Consider the following 18,145-nt stretch of genomic DNA (forward strand, 5'->3'; position numbering starts at 1 on the left):
GATCGCGCTCACGCGGCCACAGAGTCGCCGAGATCCAGGAAGAACGAGATCTGCCATTCCATCTCGGATGTCGAGAGGGGGAAATCGACGCCGGCTTTCGGATGCAATACCGAGGCGGGCGAGACGCGGGCCACGCGCATCTGCAGGGTGGTGGAAAGGCGCATGCCCAGGCCCGCTTTCCAGACCAGGGCGGTAATGCCCCGGGCGCTGGCCGAATCGATGATCTTGGTCGCGACCTCCTCCGGCAGATCTGCGAGACAGGCGAGGCCGGCGGCGATGAACGCACTCTCGCGCGCGGCCACGGCCTCGGAAAGAACATCGGCTGTCAGTTCGCCGGCCGCGTGGAGGCGGCGGGCACGGGCGGCGGGCGGCTCGCCGGCCGTGGCGTCGGACTCGGTCTCTTGAAGCCGCTTTTCCATGACGCGCGCGATCGAGTGGAGAACAGCCGGCGAAAGATCGGTCCGCCGGCTCAATTCCTTGAGCAGTGACCGGCTGACAAAGCGCGCGATCCGCGCCAGGGTGGGCCCCGGGATCTGTGTGCGGCGCACCAGCGGCGCGTGCCACGCCTTGATCTCGCGGGCATGATCAGCAATCACATCGAGAGTTTCCTCGCGGATTTGCGCGCTGTCATTCGCGAGGAGCTCGGCCACCGCCGGTATGTCCCCGGTGCTCACGAGCGCATCGGAGACAGGCGCCATCAGGTCACGCCGGCTGGCGATACGCGACAGGCTGCCCGAGCCCGGATGACTGCGGATAATTGCCAGCAGATCCTCCTCGGACAGCAGGGGAGAGAATTCCAGAAGGGGAGCGGCGACGGACAGGTCCGGATCACGGGCGAGCGCCCGAACGGCGCGCGCCACCTCGGGCGGCACATTCGATACCTCGGAAAGGGAGCGGGCCAGGGCGGCGCGGACCCGACTCAACTGGTCGGCCGCCAGAATATCGATCATCTCGGTGATCATGTTTTGCAGTTTTTCAGCCTGTCCCGGCGCAAGCCCGGGTGCGAACGTCCGGACCTTGCGCGCCAGGGCCAGCCTGACATCATCGTCGGGATCGCGTGCGAGGCGCACATCGGCCTGAAGCGGTGTCTTCGGGTTGGCCGCTGTCGCGGCCCTCACGCCGGAATCAGGATCGCCCGCCAGGTAATAGAGAACTTCGGGATGCGAATCGGCCCGCCCGGCCACGCGGCGGCGAACCTTGCCCTTGGCATGCTGGATCAGGTCGCGTTCGCGCGAATAGCCGAGCCGGCCCGGCAGTCTGAGGCGGAGGGCGTCCATCAGCTTCATGGCGCGGCCTCGGGAATCTGCGAATGCCCGGCCCGTGCCGCCCCGGTGTGGCCCGAACCCATGCGGGCCTTGCTTTCACGCTTGACGGCGTACATCTCGCTATCGGCCCGAGCGGCGATATCGGCGACAGATTCGGTCGAGTGGGGTTCGACCATGGCGAGCCCGATGGACAGCGCGACCGGCCGCCGGGGATCCGTGGTGTATTTGCCGAGCACCTCCCCCGCGTTCGCGAGTTGGGCCACCTTGGCGAGTGCGCCCGGACGATCGGTATCGTCAAGCCAAAGGGCGAATTCATCACCGCCCAGACGCGCAACCAGATCGTTGATACGCGTTTCCTGCGTGAGCAGCGCGGCCACCTCGCGAAGCGCCTCGTCCCCGGCCTGATGGCCCAGGCGGTCGTTCACTTCCTTGAAGTGATTGAGATCGATGAAGCAGAGCGCTGCCGGCCGGCCCGCGCGGCGAACTCGGGCCAGGCGGGTCTCCGCTTCCTCGTAGAACACCCGGCGATTGGCGAGGCCCGTCAGCGAATCGGTGCGCGACAGATCGGCCAGCATCTCCTTGTTTTCAACCTGCGCAAGCACAACGCCCATCTGACTGGCGATCCGCTCGAACAGGGTTTCGGCCCCCTCTTCCGCATCGGCGCCGAGCCAGACCATCAATGCCGCCTGCCGTACGCCGCGGCGCGTCACGGGATGCGCCAGAAGACGCCGTTCGCCAATGGGCCGGTCCGATTGGGCGCCCATGTCATCGAGGGCCGGAATGAGCCCCGCCAATTCGGCCGCCGCCGGCACCGGCCCATCGGCCGCCGCCAGAACAAGCCCGCCCGAGCCGCCCTCGGGTCTGAGAAGGGCCGACGCCTCGGCCCCGAGCCCGTGCCGGATGACCCGGACCGCCGTGGAGAGCATGTCGCCGGCCTCGATCTCATCGTGGATCTTGCGAAATATCCGGTCGAGAATCCGGTCGTGGTTGCGGACGCGCGCCAGATCGCGTGCCCGGGCGCGCTCGGCGGTGACATCGCGGCAAATGCCGCGCGCCCCCACCCGTCGGCGCTTGCCGTCGAGCAGGCCGATGGCGTGGGCCAGAAAAATGCGCGACGTCCCATCGGCCGCGAACATCGTCAACTCGACATCCTCGAGGGTCTCATCGGCGCGGAACGGGTCGGCCCCGTCGATCAGTTCGTCCACAAAATCGTGTGCCTGCCGGCCGACGAGGTCGCGCGCGCTGTAGCCCAGAGCACCCCGCGGGGAAACGAAAACGAACCGGCCCGTATTGTCTGTTTCCCAGGCGAAGTCGCTGGTGAGCTCGATCAGATCCTTGTAGCGCTCGCGCGATTCCACAAGCGCGGCACTCAGATTGCGGTCCAGCGTCACATCCCGCCCCAGCATCGTCACTGTTCCGTCGCTATCCGCCACAGCCGTGAAATCGAAAAGCCGCTCTCCCCGATCGGGCGCAAGGACGATGCGGGCGGTTCCGGGCACGCCGGACTGCCGCACCCGATCCGCCAGCTCGCGGAAAGCCACGACCGTGTCCGGCGTCAAGTCATCGCCGCAAGCACGGCGCGCGGCCAGGTTCAGCCAGACAGGGGTATTGCGGGCATCAACGCAAAGGGCCGGCTCGAGGCAGGCGGCGAGAAATCCGTCGGCCCTCGGACCGGAGGACGGACGCGAGCGCCCCAGATATGCGAAAAGACGGGAAAACATGGTGGCGCCCACGATCTAACCCGCCCGCCCGTTCGGCAGTGCCGCTGCCCTGGCCGGCCGGGGGCCGGAACCCGGGTGAGGCCCGGCGGCAGCGGTCAGGAACCGGCGGATATCCCTGTCCGGCCGGCCGAACAGGTAGCCCTGACCCATCTCGATGCCGCAGTCCAGAACCAGCGCCGCCGTCGCCTCGTCCTCGATCATCTCGGCCACCGAGCTGACCTGCAGTTCATGGCACAGCACGCCAATGGCCTTGAGGAAGGCACGATCGCGCGGTGATTTCAGCGCTTCTCGGACATATTTGCCGTCGATCTTGACCGCGTCCACGTTGATTGCGCGCAGGATCGAATAGGTCATCTCGCCAGTACCGAAATCGTCAAGGCTGATGGCATGCCCGGCCACGCGCAGTTCCTGAATCAATCGATTGGCCGCGTCCAGATCGTGGATCCGGCCGTATTCGGTAATCTCGAAGCCGAGCCGCCCCTTGAGTTGCCGATTGCCGCGCAGCATGGCGTTGAGGCGCGTGACAAAGGGCTGCGAATTGATTGAGGTGCCCGCGATGTTCACCGAGATTTTTGCCCCGGTCCGCCGGCCTTCGGCGCTCATCATCCAGTCCATAACCATGCGGATGATGGCAAGATCAAATTCTTCCATCTTGCCGACATCTTCGGCGAAGGCGACCATGGCCATGGGCGATTCTTGCGGGCCCTGATTACGCAGTCGCACCAGCGCCTCGAAGCGCCGGATCTGGCGGGTCCGAAGATCAAGAATGGGCTGATAAACCATGTCGAAGGCCCGCTCGCGCATGATGATTTGCAGGTCGCGGACCCTGGCCGAAGTCTCCTCGAGCACGCCCGACAGGCCGTCGGAGATGGTCTTGAGCGTAAAGGGCTTCTGACCGCGCCCCTTGAAGTGGCTGAAGGCATAAACCAGGACCCGGGCCGCCACGTTCTCGTCGAGCTCGCCCGCATCCATGGGCAGGGTCGCTGTCTCGACCTCGAGCCCCTTGCCTCCGGGATCGATCTCGGCGCTGTAGGTGGCGATCTGCTGACGCAACTCACCTATGTCAGTATTGGCGCGATGGACCAGGCTGAACTTGTCCTCGGCCATTGTGCCGGCCATGTCGCCATCGAGCGAAAACGACCGCAGGCAGGCGCCGAGATAGGCCTTGAGCTCGGTTTGCGCGGCCACGTCGAGTTGCTTCTCGAGTTTGGGCAGCCCCGGGATATCGACAAAGGTCAGACTGACCGCTTCGCCCGCCGCCTGCGCCGAGGCGAGGCGGTGCCCGGCCCGTTCGGCGAAGCTCGCCTCGGTAAAGAGCGCGGTCTCCCCCTCGCGCTGGGCCAGGTCGCGGACAAGCCCGGCGCTTTCGGCGCCGGGAATCCGGAAAGCGAGAAAATAGCGCCCGGCCATTTCGCGAAGCCGGTAGCCGAGAAGAATGACACGGGCCGCCGAACCGCCGCCCGGATTCAGATGGATCGTCAGGTTCTCGACGCGTTTGCCCTGGTTCATCGAATCGAGAACCTGGCGCAGGATCGGCCGGTCGCTCCCCCGCACCAGGTCGAGAACGGATATCCCCGCAAGCTCGCCCGGATCGCGGCCGGTCAGCGCGGATGTGGCGCCGGCAGCGAAAACGATGCGGCGCGCGGAATCCAGCTCGAGGAGCATGTCCGAGGTGGAAAAGGCAAAGGCGACGAACCGGTCCCGCTCACTTTTGAGCGTCCGGGCGCGATGGCTCGATCCGTCCTGAGTTCCCTCACCCACCATAAAATCCCAAGTCCTGGCCGGCCGGCCTGAAAGACACCGGCCCGGCGTCGCCCGCTGCACCCGAAGGGCGGGGCCAATCTTGGTGGCTGAGGGCTTAAGAAACCCTGTACCCGAAGGCGTCCCGGCGGCGGAAATGCAGATGTTTTTGCCGGCGAGGAAGGGCCGGCCCGAGAACCGGGCGGCGGTTGCCAAATCAGCCGAAAGCCCTAGATTCGCGAAAGCCCTTCATCGGGCCGATGGATGAGTGAGATCAGAGCGCCACATGGCCGAGAATTCCCCCGATAAAAACGCCGATCCCGGGTCCGAGGCATCCCTTCTGTCTCATGTCGAGCATTGGGTCTTCGATCTCGACAACACGCTGTACCCGTCAAGCGAAGCCCTGTTTAGTGAGGTCGATCAGCGCATGGGCGACTTTATCGCCACGCGCCTGTCACTTTCCTACGAGGACGCACGGAAGGTTCAAAAGGAATATTTTCATCAGTACGGCACGACGCTGCGCGGCCTGATGATCCATCATGACGTCGATCCTCATGAGTTCCTGAGCCATGTCCACACGGTCGATGTCGGCAGGCTGAGCCCCAACCCGCGCCTCGATTCCGTTCTTTCACGGATCGAGGGGCACAAGGTCATCTATACGAACGCCACGACACACCATGCGCGCAATGTGCTCGAGCGCCTTGGCGTCAGCCGTCACTTCCCCGACGTCTTCGATATCATCGCGGCCGATTTCATTCCGAAACCGGATATCCGCTCCTATCGCGCCTTACTGGCGCGCTATGACATTCGCCCCGAAGCGGCCGTGCTGTTCGAGGACGTGCCCCGCAACCTGGAGCCGGCGCGCGCGCTCGGCATGACGACGGTGCTGATCCAGACCGATCACGAGTGGTCGCGGTTCGGCGAGATTGGCGCCCATATCGATCATGTGGTCGATAACCTGACGGACTGGCTGCACCACGCCCTGCCCGAAATCGTGCCGGACCCGTCCGAGGCCTGATATCGGGCCGCCAGCCGCCGGTTCCAACATCTGTCCGCCTCACGCGTTGACTTTGCCGCGGGCGCTGGCCATGTTCGGCTCGCCCGGCGGGGCCCCGCCGAAGTAAACGTGCCAGGAAATCGGGAATAGCCGGAAATGAGCAACGACGATCTTGAAGTCCGGATCAACGACGCCTGGGAGGCGCGCGACAGCATCTCGCCCGATACCACGGGCGCCCATCGCGAGGCCGTCCTGGCCGCCCTCGACCAGCTTGACCGGGGCGAGCGGCGCGTGGCCGAGCCCGGCCCGGATGGCTGGACAGTCAATGAATGGCTCAAGAAGGCGGTGCTGCTGTTTTTCCGATTGAACGACATGGTGGCGGTGCCGGGCGGGCCGGTGGATCCGGCGCGCGGCCCGGCGAGCTGGTTCGACAAGGTGCCGTCCAAATTTGCGGGCTGGGATACCGCGGATTTTCGCGCCGCCGGATTCCGCGCCGTCCCCAACTGCGTCGTCCGCTACTCCGCCCATGTCGCGCCCGGCGTGGTGCTGATGCCCAGCTTCGTCAATATCGGCGCTTATGTGGATTCCGGCACCATGATCGACACCTGGGCGACGGTCGGCTCCTGCGCCCAGATCGGGAAGAACTGCCACATTTCGGGCGGGGCCGGTATCGGTGGCGTGCTGGAGCCGCTTCAGGCCAATCCCGTCATCATCGAGGATCAGTGCTTTATCGGCGCTCGCAGCGAGATTGCCGAAGGTGTCACCATCGGCACCGGCGCGGTCATTTCCATGGGCGTTTTCATCGGCGCATCCACGAAGATCGTCGATCGGGAGACCGGGGAGATCACGCGCGGTCGGGTGCCGCCCTATTCCGTCGTCGTGCCGGGGGTGCTGCCAGGCAAGACCCGCGACGACGGCAGCGTGGCGCCCGGTCTGGCCTGCGCGGTCATCGTCAAGAAGGTCGATGCGCAGACGCGCGGCAAGACGTCGATCAATGAACTGCTCCGCGATTAGGCCGCGGACAAAAGAAAACGGATCCCGCCATGGCGGACATCGACCCGGTTGATTTGTCGGTAGCGCTCATCCGCTGCCCCAGCGTCACGCCCGAAGAGGCGGGCGCGCTCGACGTGCTGGGCGAAGCCCTGAAGGGCCTCGGCTTTACCGTCACGCGGCTGCCCTTTTCCGATCCCGGAAGCCCCGCCGTCGATAATCTCTTCGCCCGGCTGGGCAGTGGTCGGCCGCATTTCTGCTTTGCCGGCCATACCGATGTGGTGCCCGTGGGTGATCGTGACGCCTGGACGGACGATCCGTTCGCGGCAACCCGCCGGGACGGCACGATCTTCGGCCGGGGTGCCGCCGACATGAAATGCGCGATTGCCGCCTTCACGGCCGCGACGGCTGACTTCCTGGCCCGTCGCGGGGACGGTTTCGCGGGCGCCATCAGCCTGCTGATTACCGGCGACGAGGAAGGCCCCGCCGTCAACGGCACCCGCAAGGTGCTGGAATGGCTGGCGGCGCAGGGAGAGGTGCCCGATGCCTGCCTCGTGGGCGAGCCGACCAACCCGGAAAAGCTTGGCCAGATGATCAAGATCGGCCGCCGCGGCAGCCTGGTGGGCGAACTGACGGTGCGCGGCACGGCCGGGCATTCCGCCTACCCCCATCTGGCGGACAACCCGATCCGGCGCCTCGTGCCGATGCTGGCGGCGCTGAACGAGGCCGAGCTGGATAAGGGCAACGCCCATTTCCAGCCGTCCACCGTCGAAATCACGACGATCGATGTCGGCAATGAAGCAACCAACGTGATCCCTGCGACCGCCTTTGCGCGGTTCAATATCCGGTTCAATGACGAACACAGCGGCGCCTCGCTCGAGACCTGGCTGCGCCGGACTTTTGATGCGATCGGCGGCGATTACGATCTGAGCGTCAGCGTTTCGGGCGAATCCTTTCTGACCGAGCCGGGGCCTCTGAGCGATCTCGTCAGCGCCGCGGCTGAACGGGTGACGGGAGTGAGGCCCGAATTATCGACCACGGGCGGAACGTCGGATGCCCGCTTCATCCAGGCCTATTGCCCGGTAGTGGAATTCGGGATGGTGGGAAAAACCATGCACAAGGTGGACGAGCAAGCCAGCGTTGACGATATCGAGGCGCTGCGTCGCATCTATGACGAGGTGCTGGACGGCTTCTTCCCCGCCTGAGACACTGGCCCCCTGAACGAGGTTAAAGCGCGGCGGGCAAGGACTGGACTCTTCATGGCCTCACAGGCAGACGTGTTTGGCGGACTTTACGCCGCTTTCCGGTTTGTCACGTTCGACCGGTCGGCGGAACGCCTTCTCGGCAAGTCGCGCGTCGCGTTCTGGTGGTCCTTTCTGGGCCCGCTCCTGGCCCTGCCGGGGTTCTTGCTGTTCAACGCGCTCTTCGTCGGCACCCTGGGCGAAGAGGTGCCGGGCGCCCTCGCGCTCCTGTCGGGAGCAATCGGCTACGGGCTGGGCGTGCTGGCGGTACCCCTGGTTCTGGCCTTCCTGTCGGATGCCTTCGAGCGGCCGGACAACTGGATCCCCGCGGTCATCGCCCTGAACTGGGCCGGCTTCATCGAGACAGCCATCGTGCTGTTTTTCGTGGCCCTCTATGCCACCGGCATGTTTCCGGCCGCGCTGGGCGGCTTCCTGCTTTTCGCCGCCATGATCTTCTGCCTCGTCTATGAATGGTTCGTGGCCAGAACCGCGCTCGGTATTTCCGGCCTTGCCGCCGCCGGCACGATCATCCTGCTCGCCATTGTCGCCTTCCTCATGGGCCAGGTGGCGGATATCCTGCTGCTCGCCTGACGCGCGGGCGCCCGGCCGACCGCGGCGGTTCCTAATCGCCGTAAAAGGCGACGACGGCGCGCGCCGCCTCGGCCGTCATGTAGTAGCGATTTTCGCCCCGCTCGTTATCCCACTCGACCGTGAGCACCCTGTCCTCAAATCCCGCCAGATCTCGGGTGAGGCTGGTCCAGAGCCCGCGCATCACCCCGGCAAGCTCGGCGCTGCTCGCCAGCCCGAGAGCGTGGCGGAGATCACGTGCATAGAGTCCCCCCTCGCCCGCCTGGGCGAATTCCCAGAGCGCGTTAGCGCCGTTGGACGCGGGCCCGTAACGCCGAAAGAACCGCGCCAGCGCCGCCTCGGGCAGGCTGGCACGGCCGGCCGCGTCCGTCCCGGTCTCCTGATCGCCCGCCACCCCGGTGGCCCCTTGCCCCGCCGCCAGCGGGATCACCAGACGGCCCCGGCGCGCGGCCCGAAGGAACTCGTCCATCGTCACTGAAACGGTCAGTTCAAGCCGGCCATCCGGGTTGAGCCGGGCCTTGGGAATCTCTCTCATGCATACACATAAGCATTTTTATGCATTTTTGTATATTATAGTTATCAGGTTTATTCGGTATTTTTATGCACAAGAATTATTGTGCATTATTATGCATAATCTACAGAAACAAGGTACAGGCCCCAGGGCGGAGCCGTAGGACCGCCGGCGGCGCGGTCGCGAGCGACCAGAGCCGCCCGGAGATCGGCCGCCGTCCATTTCCCCTCGCCCACCAGCCGCAGCGTGCCGACCAGATTGCGGACCTGATGGTGGAGGAAGGACCGGGCCTCGGCAGTGATGCGAATTTCATCCCCTTCCTGCCGGACATCGAGGCGATCGAGGGTTTTGACCGGCGATCTGGCCTGGCACATCTGGGCGCGGAAAGTCGTGAAATCATGTTCGCCGAGGAGATGCTGCGCGGCCGCATGCATTGCGGGCGCGTCAAGCGGCACCGGCACGTGCCAGACCCGATTCAGATCAAGGGTCGGGGCGGGGCCGCGGTTGAGAATGCGGTACAGGTAGCGCCGGCGGACGGCATCGAAGCGGGCATGGAAATCTTCCGCGACTGCCTGCGCCTCGAGCACCGAGACGGGGTGCGCCTTCAGATGGAAATTGAGCGCACGACGCACCGTATCGCCCACCACCTGCTTCTCGATATCGACATGGGCCACCTGGCCGAGCGCATGGACGCCGGCATCGGTGCGGCCGGCGCCATATACCCGCGTTCGTTCCCCACAGAAGGCGAAAACAGCGTCTTCCAGCACTTCCTGCACGCCCAGGCCGTTGGCCTGGCGCTGCCAACCCTGAAACGGCCCGCCGTCATACTCGATCACCAGGCGATAACGGGTCACGAGCCCGCCCCCGGACGTCTCTCCGCGCCCGTCAATGGTACCGGCGGCAGGCGGGTCCCGGGGGGCAACACATGCCCGCGGAGGAATTCGGCCGCACTCATCCGCGCCCTGCCGGCGCGCTGCACCTCGAGAAGATGAAGAGCCCCCGCACCGCAGGCAACACAGAGCCCGTCATCGAGAACTTCGCCGGGCGCTCCCGAAACCCCGGTCGCCGCCAGGGCGGCATGGAGCACCTTGACCCGGCGCCCGGGGCCCGGATCAGGCCCCCGACCCCTGGCCTCATCGGTGCCGGGCAAGACAAACCAGGCGCCCGGCCGGGGGGCGAAGGCGCGGATGAGCCGGAGAATGTCTTGCGCCGGTTGCGTCCAGTCGATCGCGGCCTCGTCCGGAGAAATCTTCGCGGCATAGCTGGCCTCGACCGGGTCCTGCGGGCGAGCAACGAGCCGGCCGGACAGGGCGAGGGTGTCGAGCGCCGCCAGTATCATCTCGGCCCCGAGATCGGACAGCCGGTCATGGAGCTGGCCCGCATCGAGCGCGTCGATCGCTACCGCCCGCCGGCTGACCACGGGGCCGGTATCGAGTCCCCTTTCCATCCGCATGATGGAGATGCCGGTCTCCCGGTCTCCTGCCAGGATCGCGCGCTGGATGGGGGCGGCCCCGCGCCAGCGCGGCAGGAGAGAGGCGTGGATGTTAAGACACCCGAAGCGCGGCGCCGCAAGGATCGCCTCCGGCAGGATCAGGCCATAGGCGGCCACCACCGCCACATCGGCCGCGAGCGCGCGGAACCGGTCGCGCTCCTCCTCCTGCCTGAAATCCCGCGGATGGTGCACCCGGAGGCCGAGGCGCTCGGCTTCGAGGTGCACCGGCGTCGCGAGTTCGCGGTGGCCGCGCCCACGCGGGCGGGGCGGCTGGGTATAGACGGCGGGAATATCATATCCGGCGCCGGAGATGGCCCGGAGCGCCGGCACCGCGAAGTCCGGTGATCCCATGAAGACCACCCTGAGCTGTCCCGTCGTCATGGGCTCAGGCCGGCGTCGCGGCGAGTTTCCTGGCCTTGATCAGTTTGCGAAGGATCATATTACGCTTGATGCTCGACAGCCGGTCGATGAACAGGATGCCATCGAGATGATCGATCTCGTGCTGCACCACCGTTGCCAGAAGGCCCGACAGACGCGCCTCGCGAATCTCGTTGTCCGCATCCAAGAAGCGCACCGTTGCCTCGGCAGGGCGTACGACCTCGGCGTAATGATCCGGGACCGACAGGCAACCTTCCTCCCAGCTATTATCCGCGTCAGAAACGTCGATGATTTCAGGATTGGCCATCTTGAGGGGCTGGGGCGATTCTCCGTCGCGCGCGATATCCACCACGATCACCCGTTTGAGCACGCCCACCTGCGGCGCGGCCAGACCGATCCCCGGCGCCGCGTACATGGTCTCGAGCATGTCGTCCATCAACGCCCGCACGTTGTCGTCCACCCGGTCGACCGGGGTCGACACCTTTTTCAGGCGCGGATCGGGGGCTGTCAGGATTTCGCGTTTGGCCATATCGCTTTCCGCCTCGAGGCTAGCATATCCGGTCTACCTAGGAAGCCGGCACGTGAAGGTCAAGGCTGACCAGCGCTTCGGGCGCCGGCGCGCCCGGACGGGCAGGGCGGAAATTTCCACCCGCCGTCCGGGTCGTGCTAGATTCGCCGCCACTTCGGCCAACCGGAAAGTGAGGCGCCATGGTGGATCCCTGGTTTCTGGCGATACTGACGGCCGCCATTCTGGGGGCGGCCGGCATCATCGGCGCGTGCCTCTTCGCCGCGCTCAGGCGGCCAGCCGCCAGCCCCGCGGCCGAGGGCGACAAGATGGCCGAACTTTCGGCCCGCCTCAGCCAGCTCCTCGAACACAACCAGACGAGCCAGGACCAGATGTCCCAGCGCCTCCTGGCGCAGGAGCGCCATCTCAACGAACGCCTGGGTCAGGTGGGTGACAAGCTGACCACGACGCTGGACAAGCTGTCAGACAAGAACGAAACCTCGCTCACCGATCTCAAGCAGCGCATCGCGGTGATCGACGCGGCGCAGAAGAATATCGCTGATCTGTCCGGCCAGGTGACGACGTTGCAGGAAATCTTTTCCAACAAGCAGGCGCGCGGCGCGTTTGGCGAGCGCATGATGGAAGACATGGTGCGCGACCAGTTGCCGCCCAGCGTCTACGGATTCCAGGTGAAGCTTTCCAACGGCACGCTGGTGGATTGCGTCCTCCGGTTTCCCGAGCCCCTGGGCCAGCTCAGTGTGGACAGCAAATTTCCGCGCGAAGCCTACCAGGCGCTGCGCAAGGCAGGCGACCCCGAAGGCGAGGCCCGGGCGCGTCGGGCCTTTGGCGCGGCGATCAACAAGCATGTCAAGGACATTGCGGGCAAATACATCATCCCCGGCGAGACGGCCGAGGTCGCGCTGATGTTCGTGCCGAGTGAGGCGATCTTCGCCGAACTGCATGACCGGCATACCGATGTCGTGGACGCGGCGCTGCGCGCCAAGGTCTATCCCGTCTCGCCTTTGACGTTCTGGGCGACTCTCAACGTCATGCGGACGGTGATGCGCGACGTGCGCATGCATGAACAGGCGCGTCTCATCCAGCACGAGGTCCTCGAGATGATGAAGGACGTGAACCGGCTCGATGATCGCGCCAGCAAGCTGGAAAGCCATTTCGATTTGGCGCGCGACGATATCCGCAAAGTACGGATATCGACTGACAAGCTGCTCAAGCGCGGCGAGAAGATTCAGGGGGCGGAACTGGAGCCCCCCGAGGGCGAGGCCACGGAGAAAGCCATTTCGCTCGACGAACACCGCGCCGGGCGGCACCATTAGCCGGTGATGGTGGCGGGCCGGCCGGGGCGCCCCTAAACGGGGTTCCGGGTGCGCAGCGCCAGTTGCAGCGTTCCGTCATCCATGTAGTCCAATTCGCCTCCAACCGGCAGCCCCCGCGCGAGCCGGGTAATTTGCACCCCCGTTTCGCCCAGGTGATCGGCGATGTAATGGGCCGTCGTCTGGCCATCCACCGTGGCGCCGAGAGCAAGGATGACCTCGCGAATTTCGCCCGCCCCGACGCGGCCCCTCAGGGAGGCGAGATTGAGATCTTCCGGCCGGATTCCGTCCAGCGCCGACAGGGTTCCGCCCACGACATGATACAGCCCCTTGTAGGAGGCCGTGCGCTCGATCGCCCAGAGATCACCCACCTCCTGCACGACGCAGACCAGCGACTTGTCGCGCTCGGAATCACGACAGACCGAGCACGGATCGACTGTGTCGAGATTGCCGCAGACGGCACAGTTTCTGACGCTCTCCGCCGCGCCCGCCAGCGCCTGGGCCAGCGGCTGCATCAGGCTTTCGCGGCGCTTGAGAAGAAAGAGCGCGGCACGGCGCGCCGAGCGCGGTCCGAGACCGGGAAGTTTCGCCAGGAGATGGATCAGGCGGTCGATGTCCGTCGTGACCATGGCGCGGTTATACCCCGTCTTCGCCGTCGCGAACGTTCAGAAAGGCAGGTTGATGCCAGGCGGCAATTCGAGCCCGCCCGTGACTTTGGACATTTCCTCGCTGGCCATGGCCTCGGCCTTCTGCCGGCCGTCATTGACGGCGGCGACGATAAGATCTTCCAGGACCTCGACATCCTCGCCCGAGACCAGTGCGGGATCGATCCGGACCTTGCGCAATTCACCCTTGCCCGAGACCACAGCCTCGACCATGCCGCCCCCCGCCTGACCCGTTACCTCGGCTTCGGCCAGCCGTTCCTGCGCGGCCTGCATATCGGCCTGCATCTTTTGCGCCTGCTTCAACATCTGGCCCAGATTCTTCACGGTCCCGTCACTCCTTTTCCGAAATCGCCTCTCGGGCGGGCGGCGTCACGCGCCGGATCTCCGCCCCCTCGAAGGTCTCGAGTATCGCAGCCACCAGCGGGTCCCGGGCGGCCGCCTCAATCCGTCCCGCCTCACGCGCCTCGGCCTGTTCGGCCAGCGTCGGCGTCCCCGGATGGCTGTCGGTGACGCTGACAATCCAGCGCCGCCCCGTCCACTCACCCAGGTGGCGCGCGGTGTCCGGCGCCAGACTGCGCGGCGCGCGAGGTCCCGGATGAAGCTCGAGCCGCCCCGGCTCGAAACGGACGAGATGCACATGGGCATTGAGATGGGAATAGAGCTGGATCTGCTTTTTCTCCCGGAACAGCGACACCAGCTCCTCGAAAGAGGCGGGCATGGGGCCGGCCGCCGTGTCCTCGGGCACCGGATCGGGCAATGGATCGGACAATGGATCGGGCCGGGGCGTCGGCCGGGACGCCACCCCTGAGGCTATCCCTGAGGCGATCCCTGAGGCTACTCCGGACGGCACTGGCGAACCCGCCCGCGACGTCACCTGCGTTGCTGCCGGGGTTCCCATGTCGGCCGCTATCCGGGTCGCCGCGCGGGGAGTCTTTTCGTCCGTCAGGTGCTGGGCCGGCCCCGACGCGGCGCCGCGATTTCCGGGTCCGCCGGACGCGGGCGCCTCTCCCCCTGCCGGACCCTTCTCGGCCTGCAACTGGCGCACGAGCTCGTCCGGGCTCGGCAAATCGGCCGCGAAGCCGAGGCGCACCAGCACCATTTCCGCCGCCTGGGCCGGCAGAGGTGCCGTCTGCACCTCGCCCAGCCCTTTGATCAGCATCTGCCAGGCGCGCGTCAGGATCGCCATCGACAGCCCGTCGGCCATGGAACGCCCGCGGACGCGTTCCGCCTCGGGGATATCGGGGCTATCGGCCAGCGATGGCACCAGCTTGATCCGGGTAACCCAGTGCACCACATCCATCAGATCCTGAATGACGAGGACCGGATCGGCGCCCGATTCGTGGAGCCCGTCGAATATGTCGAGGGCCCCCGCGGTCTGACCCGACATCAGCGCCTCGAGCAGATCGAAGATGCGGGTTCGGTCCGCCAGGCCAAGCATGTCACGCGCCTGATCCTGATCGAACGCTGCCGACTGGTCAGACGCATGGGCGATCGCCTGTTCGAGCAGCGAAAGCCCGTCGCGGACCGAGCCATCGGCCGCCCGTGCGAGGAGGGCGATCGCTTCGGGCGTAACCGCCGCCGCTTCCGCCTCGGCCACCCGGGTCAGGTGCTCCGCCAGCAGCGTCATGTCTACCCGGCGCAGATCGAAGCGCTGGCAGCGCGACAGCACGGTGACCGGCACCCGGCGCACTTCCGTCGTGGCGAAGATGAACTTCACGTGCTCGGGCGGCTCTTCAAGCGTCTTCAGAAGCGCGTTGAACGCCTGTTTCGAGAGCATGTGGACTTCGTCGATGATGTAGACCTTGTATCGGGCGGATACGGGCCGGTACCGAACGCCATCGATAATTTCGCGGACATCGTCGATGCCGGTGCGGCTCGCCGCATCCATCTCGATGACATCCACATGCCGGTCGGCCGCGATATCGCGGCAATGCACGCATGTCCCGCACGGCGTCATGGTTGGGCCATCGGTGCCGTCAGGGCCGATGCAGTTGAGCGCGCGGGCGATGATGCGGGCGGTCGAGGTCTTGCCTACCCCCCGCACGCCCGTCAGCAGATAGGCATGCGCCAGGCGTCCCGAGGCGATGGCATTGGACAGCACGCGCACCATCGCGTCCTGTCCGATGAGGCCGGCGAAATCCGCCGGCCGGTACTTTCTCGCCAGGACACGGTAGGGCGCCGGGTTCGCAGCTTCGGGGGAACGCTCGATTTCGTCGCTTGGTGACACGATAGCCTGTGGGTCCTGAACCTGTCGGTGCTGGGTTGAGCGGCGCCCGGGCGTCCGGCCGGGCTTCGTCCGAAGCCGGCGGGCGCACGGTCGGCCCCCATCCGGCGGCCGGGATGTCAGGGTGGGAGACCGGACAGCGACCCGAGCGAAATCTCGTTACGGCTGCTTCCTTCCGGACCTGACCGGGTTGGCGAGCGGCTCGTCCACCGCCGGGCTCCCGCGTCACTATATCAGTATTGGGCCGGGTCCCTGCAACGCCTAACATGGCGCGGCCCGGGCGGCCGGCTTTCTCTTATAATCCGGCGGCCAACTCCCTATAATCGCGCCGGAGCAACCCGTCCCCGGCAGGAGCCTCCACTCTGTCTTCGCCGGCTGCCCAGACACCCTGATCCGGAAATCCGTCCAGAAACCCGTCATGTGCCGAATGCTTGCCTATGTGGGGCCGCCCGTCCCCCTGGAGCGACTGATCCTCGAACCGGATCACTCGCTTTACACCCAGAGCTACGCGCCCCGCGAAATGTCGAGCGGCGTCGTCAATGCCGACGGGTTCGGCTTCTCGTGGTACGATTCCGCGCGCGGCGAAGAGGCCTTCTGCTACAAGTCGATACTGCCGATTTGGGGCGACGGGAACCTTCGGGGCCTGGCGCGTTACGTCACCTCGGGTCATGTCCTCGCCAATGTGCGCAGCGCGACACCCGGACAGGGGGTCGATCACGCCAATACGCATCCGTTCGTTTCGGGCCCGTTCTCGGGGATGCATAACGGCTTCGTCGACAACTTCCACGAAACGCTGTACCGGCGGCTGCGCGAATCGCTTTCCGACGAAAGTTTCCGCCTATTGCGGGGCAGCACCGATTCCGAGCATATCTTCGGCGCGTTTCTGGATGGCGCGCGCGACGGCGCCGACCTTGCCGCCGCCCTCGAAGCCGCCCTCGACCGCGCCGCCGGCCTCGCCCCGGATACCCGCATGAGCCTCGCCTTCGTGGTCAGCGACGGCAGGACCATGGCCATCAGCCGCGCCAGCCGGCATATGCCCGCGCCGTCGCTTTACATGGCCCGTGGGCACAGGACCTTTGCGGACGGAGTCCTGATCGCAAGCGAACCCTTCGATGAGGACCCGGCCTGGCGGATGCTGCCGGCCCAGACTGTCCTGTCGGTCAGCCCTGGCCTCGAGGTCATCAGCCGGCCCTGGGCCGGCGCCTAGGGAGCGCGCATGGGCGCGAGCACCGATGATATCCGGAACGAATTCCGCGGCCGGCTCGAATCCGCCCGGAAAACGACGCTGACGCTGGCGGCCGGGCTTGCGGATGAGACGTTTCGCGGCCAGGTCCATCCCGGCTTCAGCCCGATCGCCTGGCATCTCGGCCATATCGCGTTTACCGAATGGATCTGGCTTCTCGAGGCCTGCGCCGGCGAGGCCGGCCCGGACGATGCGCTGCGCCGGTTATATGCGTCGGACGGGTTGCCCAAGGAGGAGCGGCGCCGGGTCCCGCCCTGGGGCGAGATCACGGCGTTCGCCGAGGCGATCCGCGCCCGCGCCGTCGCCGCGCTGCACGCGATGAGCCCCGAGCAACACGGCGGCTACTGGCGCTTCGTTATCCAGCACGAGTGCCAGCATGGCGAGACCATCACCTTTCTGCGCCAGATGGGGGGCCTGCTGGCGACGCCTTCGCCCGAGGAGGGGGCGCGTGACGTTCCCGTCGGCGATATGATCGTCCTTGCGCCGGGAAAATTCCTGATGGGCTCGGACTCGCCCGATGCCCTCGACAACGAGCGCCCCGCCCACGAGGTGACAACCGACGCCTGTCTGATCGACCGGTTTCCGGTGACCCAGGGAGAGTTCGCCCGGTTCATCCGGGCCGGCGGCTATGAAAACCCTGAATGGTGGTCGGCGACCGGCTGGCAGTGGCGGACCCGCACCCTGCCCCGAGGCGCCGATATCCGGCCCCTCTACTGGCGCGCCGGGGGACCGGGGCATCCCGTCTCAGGCGTCTCCCTTTACGAGGCCGAGGCCTTTGCCGCCTATGCCGGCAAACGGCTGCCGACCGAGGCCGAATGGGAGAAGGCCGCGCTGGCGCCGAACGGTGCCGCCCTCTATCCTTGGGGCGACGCGCCACCGACTGCCGAGCTGGCCAATCTTGGTGGCGCGGTGGGCGGCACGACGCCGGTGGGCTGCCATAGCGCCGGCGCCAGTGCTGTCGGCGCCGAGGACATGATCGGCAATGTCTGGGAATGGACGACCAGCCCCTTTGCGCCATATGACGGGTTCAAGGCGTTTCCATACAGAGGGTATTCGGCTGCATATTTCGACGGGCGCCATCGGGTCCTGAAGGGCGGGAGCTGGGCGACCCAGGCGCCGGCCGTGCGCCGTTCGTTCCGCAACTGGTATTTGCCCGGCGTGCGCGAAATCTACGCCGGTTTTCGCTGCGCCCGCGATCTGTAAGGGAAATCGGGCATTTTTCCGCCGGCCCGTCCAGCCACGCCCGACCTGGCC

Annotated in this window: 17 protein-coding genes and 1 other RNA gene; 7 read left to right on the plus strand and 11 right to left on the minus strand. The window is 66.2% G+C overall.

Going from position 1 to position 18,145, the window contains the following annotated elements; translation table 11 throughout:
* Positions 1 to 8 precede the first annotated feature (8 nt).
* The 3 genes from RLQ26_06665 to RLQ26_06675 are packed head-to-tail and all read right to left on the minus strand — an operon-like array spanning position 9 to position 4,750.
* Entirely contained in the window at positions 9 to 1,286 is a 1,278-nt protein-coding gene (locus RLQ26_06665; GenBank protein MEQ9088406.1) for a DUF2336 domain-containing protein, read from the minus strand.
* On the minus strand, positions 1,283 to 2,986 hold the full coding sequence (locus RLQ26_06670; GenBank protein MEQ9088407.1) for a sensor domain-containing diguanylate cyclase: 1,704 nt from the start codon (positions 2,984 to 2,986) through the stop codon (positions 1,283 to 1,285). Before RLQ26_06670 ends, RLQ26_06665 begins: the two co-directional genes overlap by 4 nt.
* A 15-nt stretch (positions 2,987 to 3,001) precedes the next feature.
* On the minus strand, positions 3,002 to 4,750 hold the full coding sequence (locus RLQ26_06675) for an EAL domain-containing protein (GenBank protein MEQ9088408.1): 1,749 nt from the start codon (positions 4,748 to 4,750) through the stop codon (positions 3,002 to 3,004).
* Between the two features lie 262 nt (positions 4,751 to 5,012).
* Between RLQ26_06675 and RLQ26_06680 the strand changes: the two genes are divergently transcribed.
* From RLQ26_06680 to RLQ26_06695, 4 genes are all read left to right on the plus strand, one after another.
* Complete coding sequence (locus tag RLQ26_06680; GenBank protein ID MEQ9088409.1) at positions 5,013 to 5,744, plus strand: pyrimidine 5'-nucleotidase; 732 nt, start codon at positions 5,013 to 5,015, stop codon at positions 5,742 to 5,744.
* 135 nt (positions 5,745 to 5,879) lie between these two features.
* Complete coding sequence (dapD, locus tag RLQ26_06685; GenBank protein ID MEQ9088410.1) at positions 5,880 to 6,737, plus strand: 2,3,4,5-tetrahydropyridine-2,6-dicarboxylate N-succinyltransferase; 858 nt, start codon at positions 5,880 to 5,882, stop codon at positions 6,735 to 6,737.
* A gap of 29 nt (positions 6,738 to 6,766) precedes the next feature.
* Positions 6,767 to 7,918 carry a succinyl-diaminopimelate desuccinylase gene (gene dapE / locus RLQ26_06690; GenBank protein MEQ9088411.1) on the plus strand — a complete coding sequence of 384 codons (1,152 nt, stop codon included), beginning with the start codon at positions 6,767 to 6,769 and terminating at the stop codon, positions 7,916 to 7,918.
* A 54-nt stretch (positions 7,919 to 7,972) separates the two neighbouring features.
* A complete protein-coding gene (locus RLQ26_06695) occupies positions 7,973 to 8,545 on the plus strand; it encodes a hypothetical protein (GenBank protein ID MEQ9088412.1) in 573 nt (190 codons plus the stop codon).
* 31 nt (positions 8,546 to 8,576) lie between these two features.
* Here the strand turns inward: RLQ26_06695 and RLQ26_06700 are convergent, their stop codons facing one another.
* The 4 genes from RLQ26_06700 to def form a co-directional block, all read right to left on the minus strand.
* Complete coding sequence (locus tag RLQ26_06700) at positions 8,577 to 9,077, minus strand: hypothetical protein (protein MEQ9088413.1); 501 nt, start codon at positions 9,075 to 9,077, stop codon at positions 8,577 to 8,579.
* Positions 9,078 to 9,166: 89 nt separating this feature from the next.
* Complete coding sequence (truA, locus tag RLQ26_06705) at positions 9,167 to 9,907, minus strand: tRNA pseudouridine(38-40) synthase TruA (GenBank protein ID MEQ9088414.1); 741 nt, start codon at positions 9,905 to 9,907, stop codon at positions 9,167 to 9,169.
* Entirely contained in the window at positions 9,904 to 10,926 is a 1,023-nt protein-coding gene (gene fmt, locus RLQ26_06710; protein MEQ9088415.1) for a methionyl-tRNA formyltransferase, read from the minus strand. Before fmt ends, truA begins: the two co-directional genes overlap by 4 nt.
* 4 nt (positions 10,927 to 10,930) lie before the next feature.
* Positions 10,931 to 11,452 (minus strand): peptide deformylase, encoded by a 522-nt coding sequence (gene def / locus RLQ26_06715; protein MEQ9088416.1) that lies wholly within the window; start codon positions 11,450 to 11,452, stop codon positions 10,931 to 10,933.
* Between the two features lie 179 nt (positions 11,453 to 11,631).
* Between def and rmuC the strand changes: the two genes are divergently transcribed.
* On the plus strand, positions 11,632 to 12,762 hold the full coding sequence (gene rmuC / locus RLQ26_06720) for a DNA recombination protein RmuC (protein ID MEQ9088417.1): 1,131 nt from the start codon (positions 11,632 to 11,634) through the stop codon (positions 12,760 to 12,762).
* A gap of 32 nt (positions 12,763 to 12,794) precedes the next feature.
* Here rmuC and recR read toward each other — a convergent pair whose 3' ends face one another.
* The 4 genes from recR to ffs form a co-directional block, all read right to left on the minus strand.
* Positions 12,795 to 13,388 (minus strand): recombination mediator RecR, encoded by a 594-nt coding sequence (recR, locus tag RLQ26_06725; GenBank protein ID MEQ9088418.1) that lies wholly within the window; start codon positions 13,386 to 13,388, stop codon positions 12,795 to 12,797.
* A 36-nt stretch (positions 13,389 to 13,424) separates the two neighbouring features.
* Positions 13,425 to 13,748, minus strand: coding sequence for a YbaB/EbfC family nucleoid-associated protein (locus RLQ26_06730; GenBank protein MEQ9088419.1), 324 nt, complete (start codon positions 13,746 to 13,748; stop codon positions 13,425 to 13,427).
* Positions 13,749 to 13,755: 7 nt separating this feature from the next.
* Positions 13,756 to 15,651: a DNA polymerase III subunit gamma/tau gene (locus RLQ26_06735; protein MEQ9088420.1), complete on the minus strand. Its 1,896-nt coding sequence runs from the start codon at positions 15,649 to 15,651 to the stop codon at positions 13,756 to 13,758.
* 123 nt (positions 15,652 to 15,774) lie between these two features.
* An RNA gene (ffs, locus tag RLQ26_06740) (signal recognition particle sRNA small type) lies at positions 15,775 to 15,867 on the minus strand.
* 199 nt (positions 15,868 to 16,066) lie between these two features.
* On the opposite strand from ffs, the gene egtC reads away from it, so the two are divergent.
* Both egtC and RLQ26_06750 read left to right on the plus strand, forming a co-directional pair.
* Positions 16,067 to 16,855 (plus strand): ergothioneine biosynthesis protein EgtC, encoded by a 789-nt coding sequence (gene egtC / locus RLQ26_06745; GenBank protein ID MEQ9088421.1) that lies wholly within the window; start codon positions 16,067 to 16,069, stop codon positions 16,853 to 16,855.
* Positions 16,856 to 16,864: 9 nt separating this feature from the next.
* Positions 16,865 to 18,094, plus strand: coding sequence for an SUMF1/EgtB/PvdO family nonheme iron enzyme (locus tag RLQ26_06750; protein ID MEQ9088422.1), 1,230 nt, complete (start codon positions 16,865 to 16,867; stop codon positions 18,092 to 18,094).
* The last annotated feature ends 51 nt before the right edge of the window (positions 18,095 to 18,145 follow it).

The organism is Alphaproteobacteria bacterium, from assembly GCA_040220875.1.
GTDB lineage: Bacteria > Pseudomonadota > Alphaproteobacteria > JAVJVX01 > JAVJVX01 > JAVJVX01.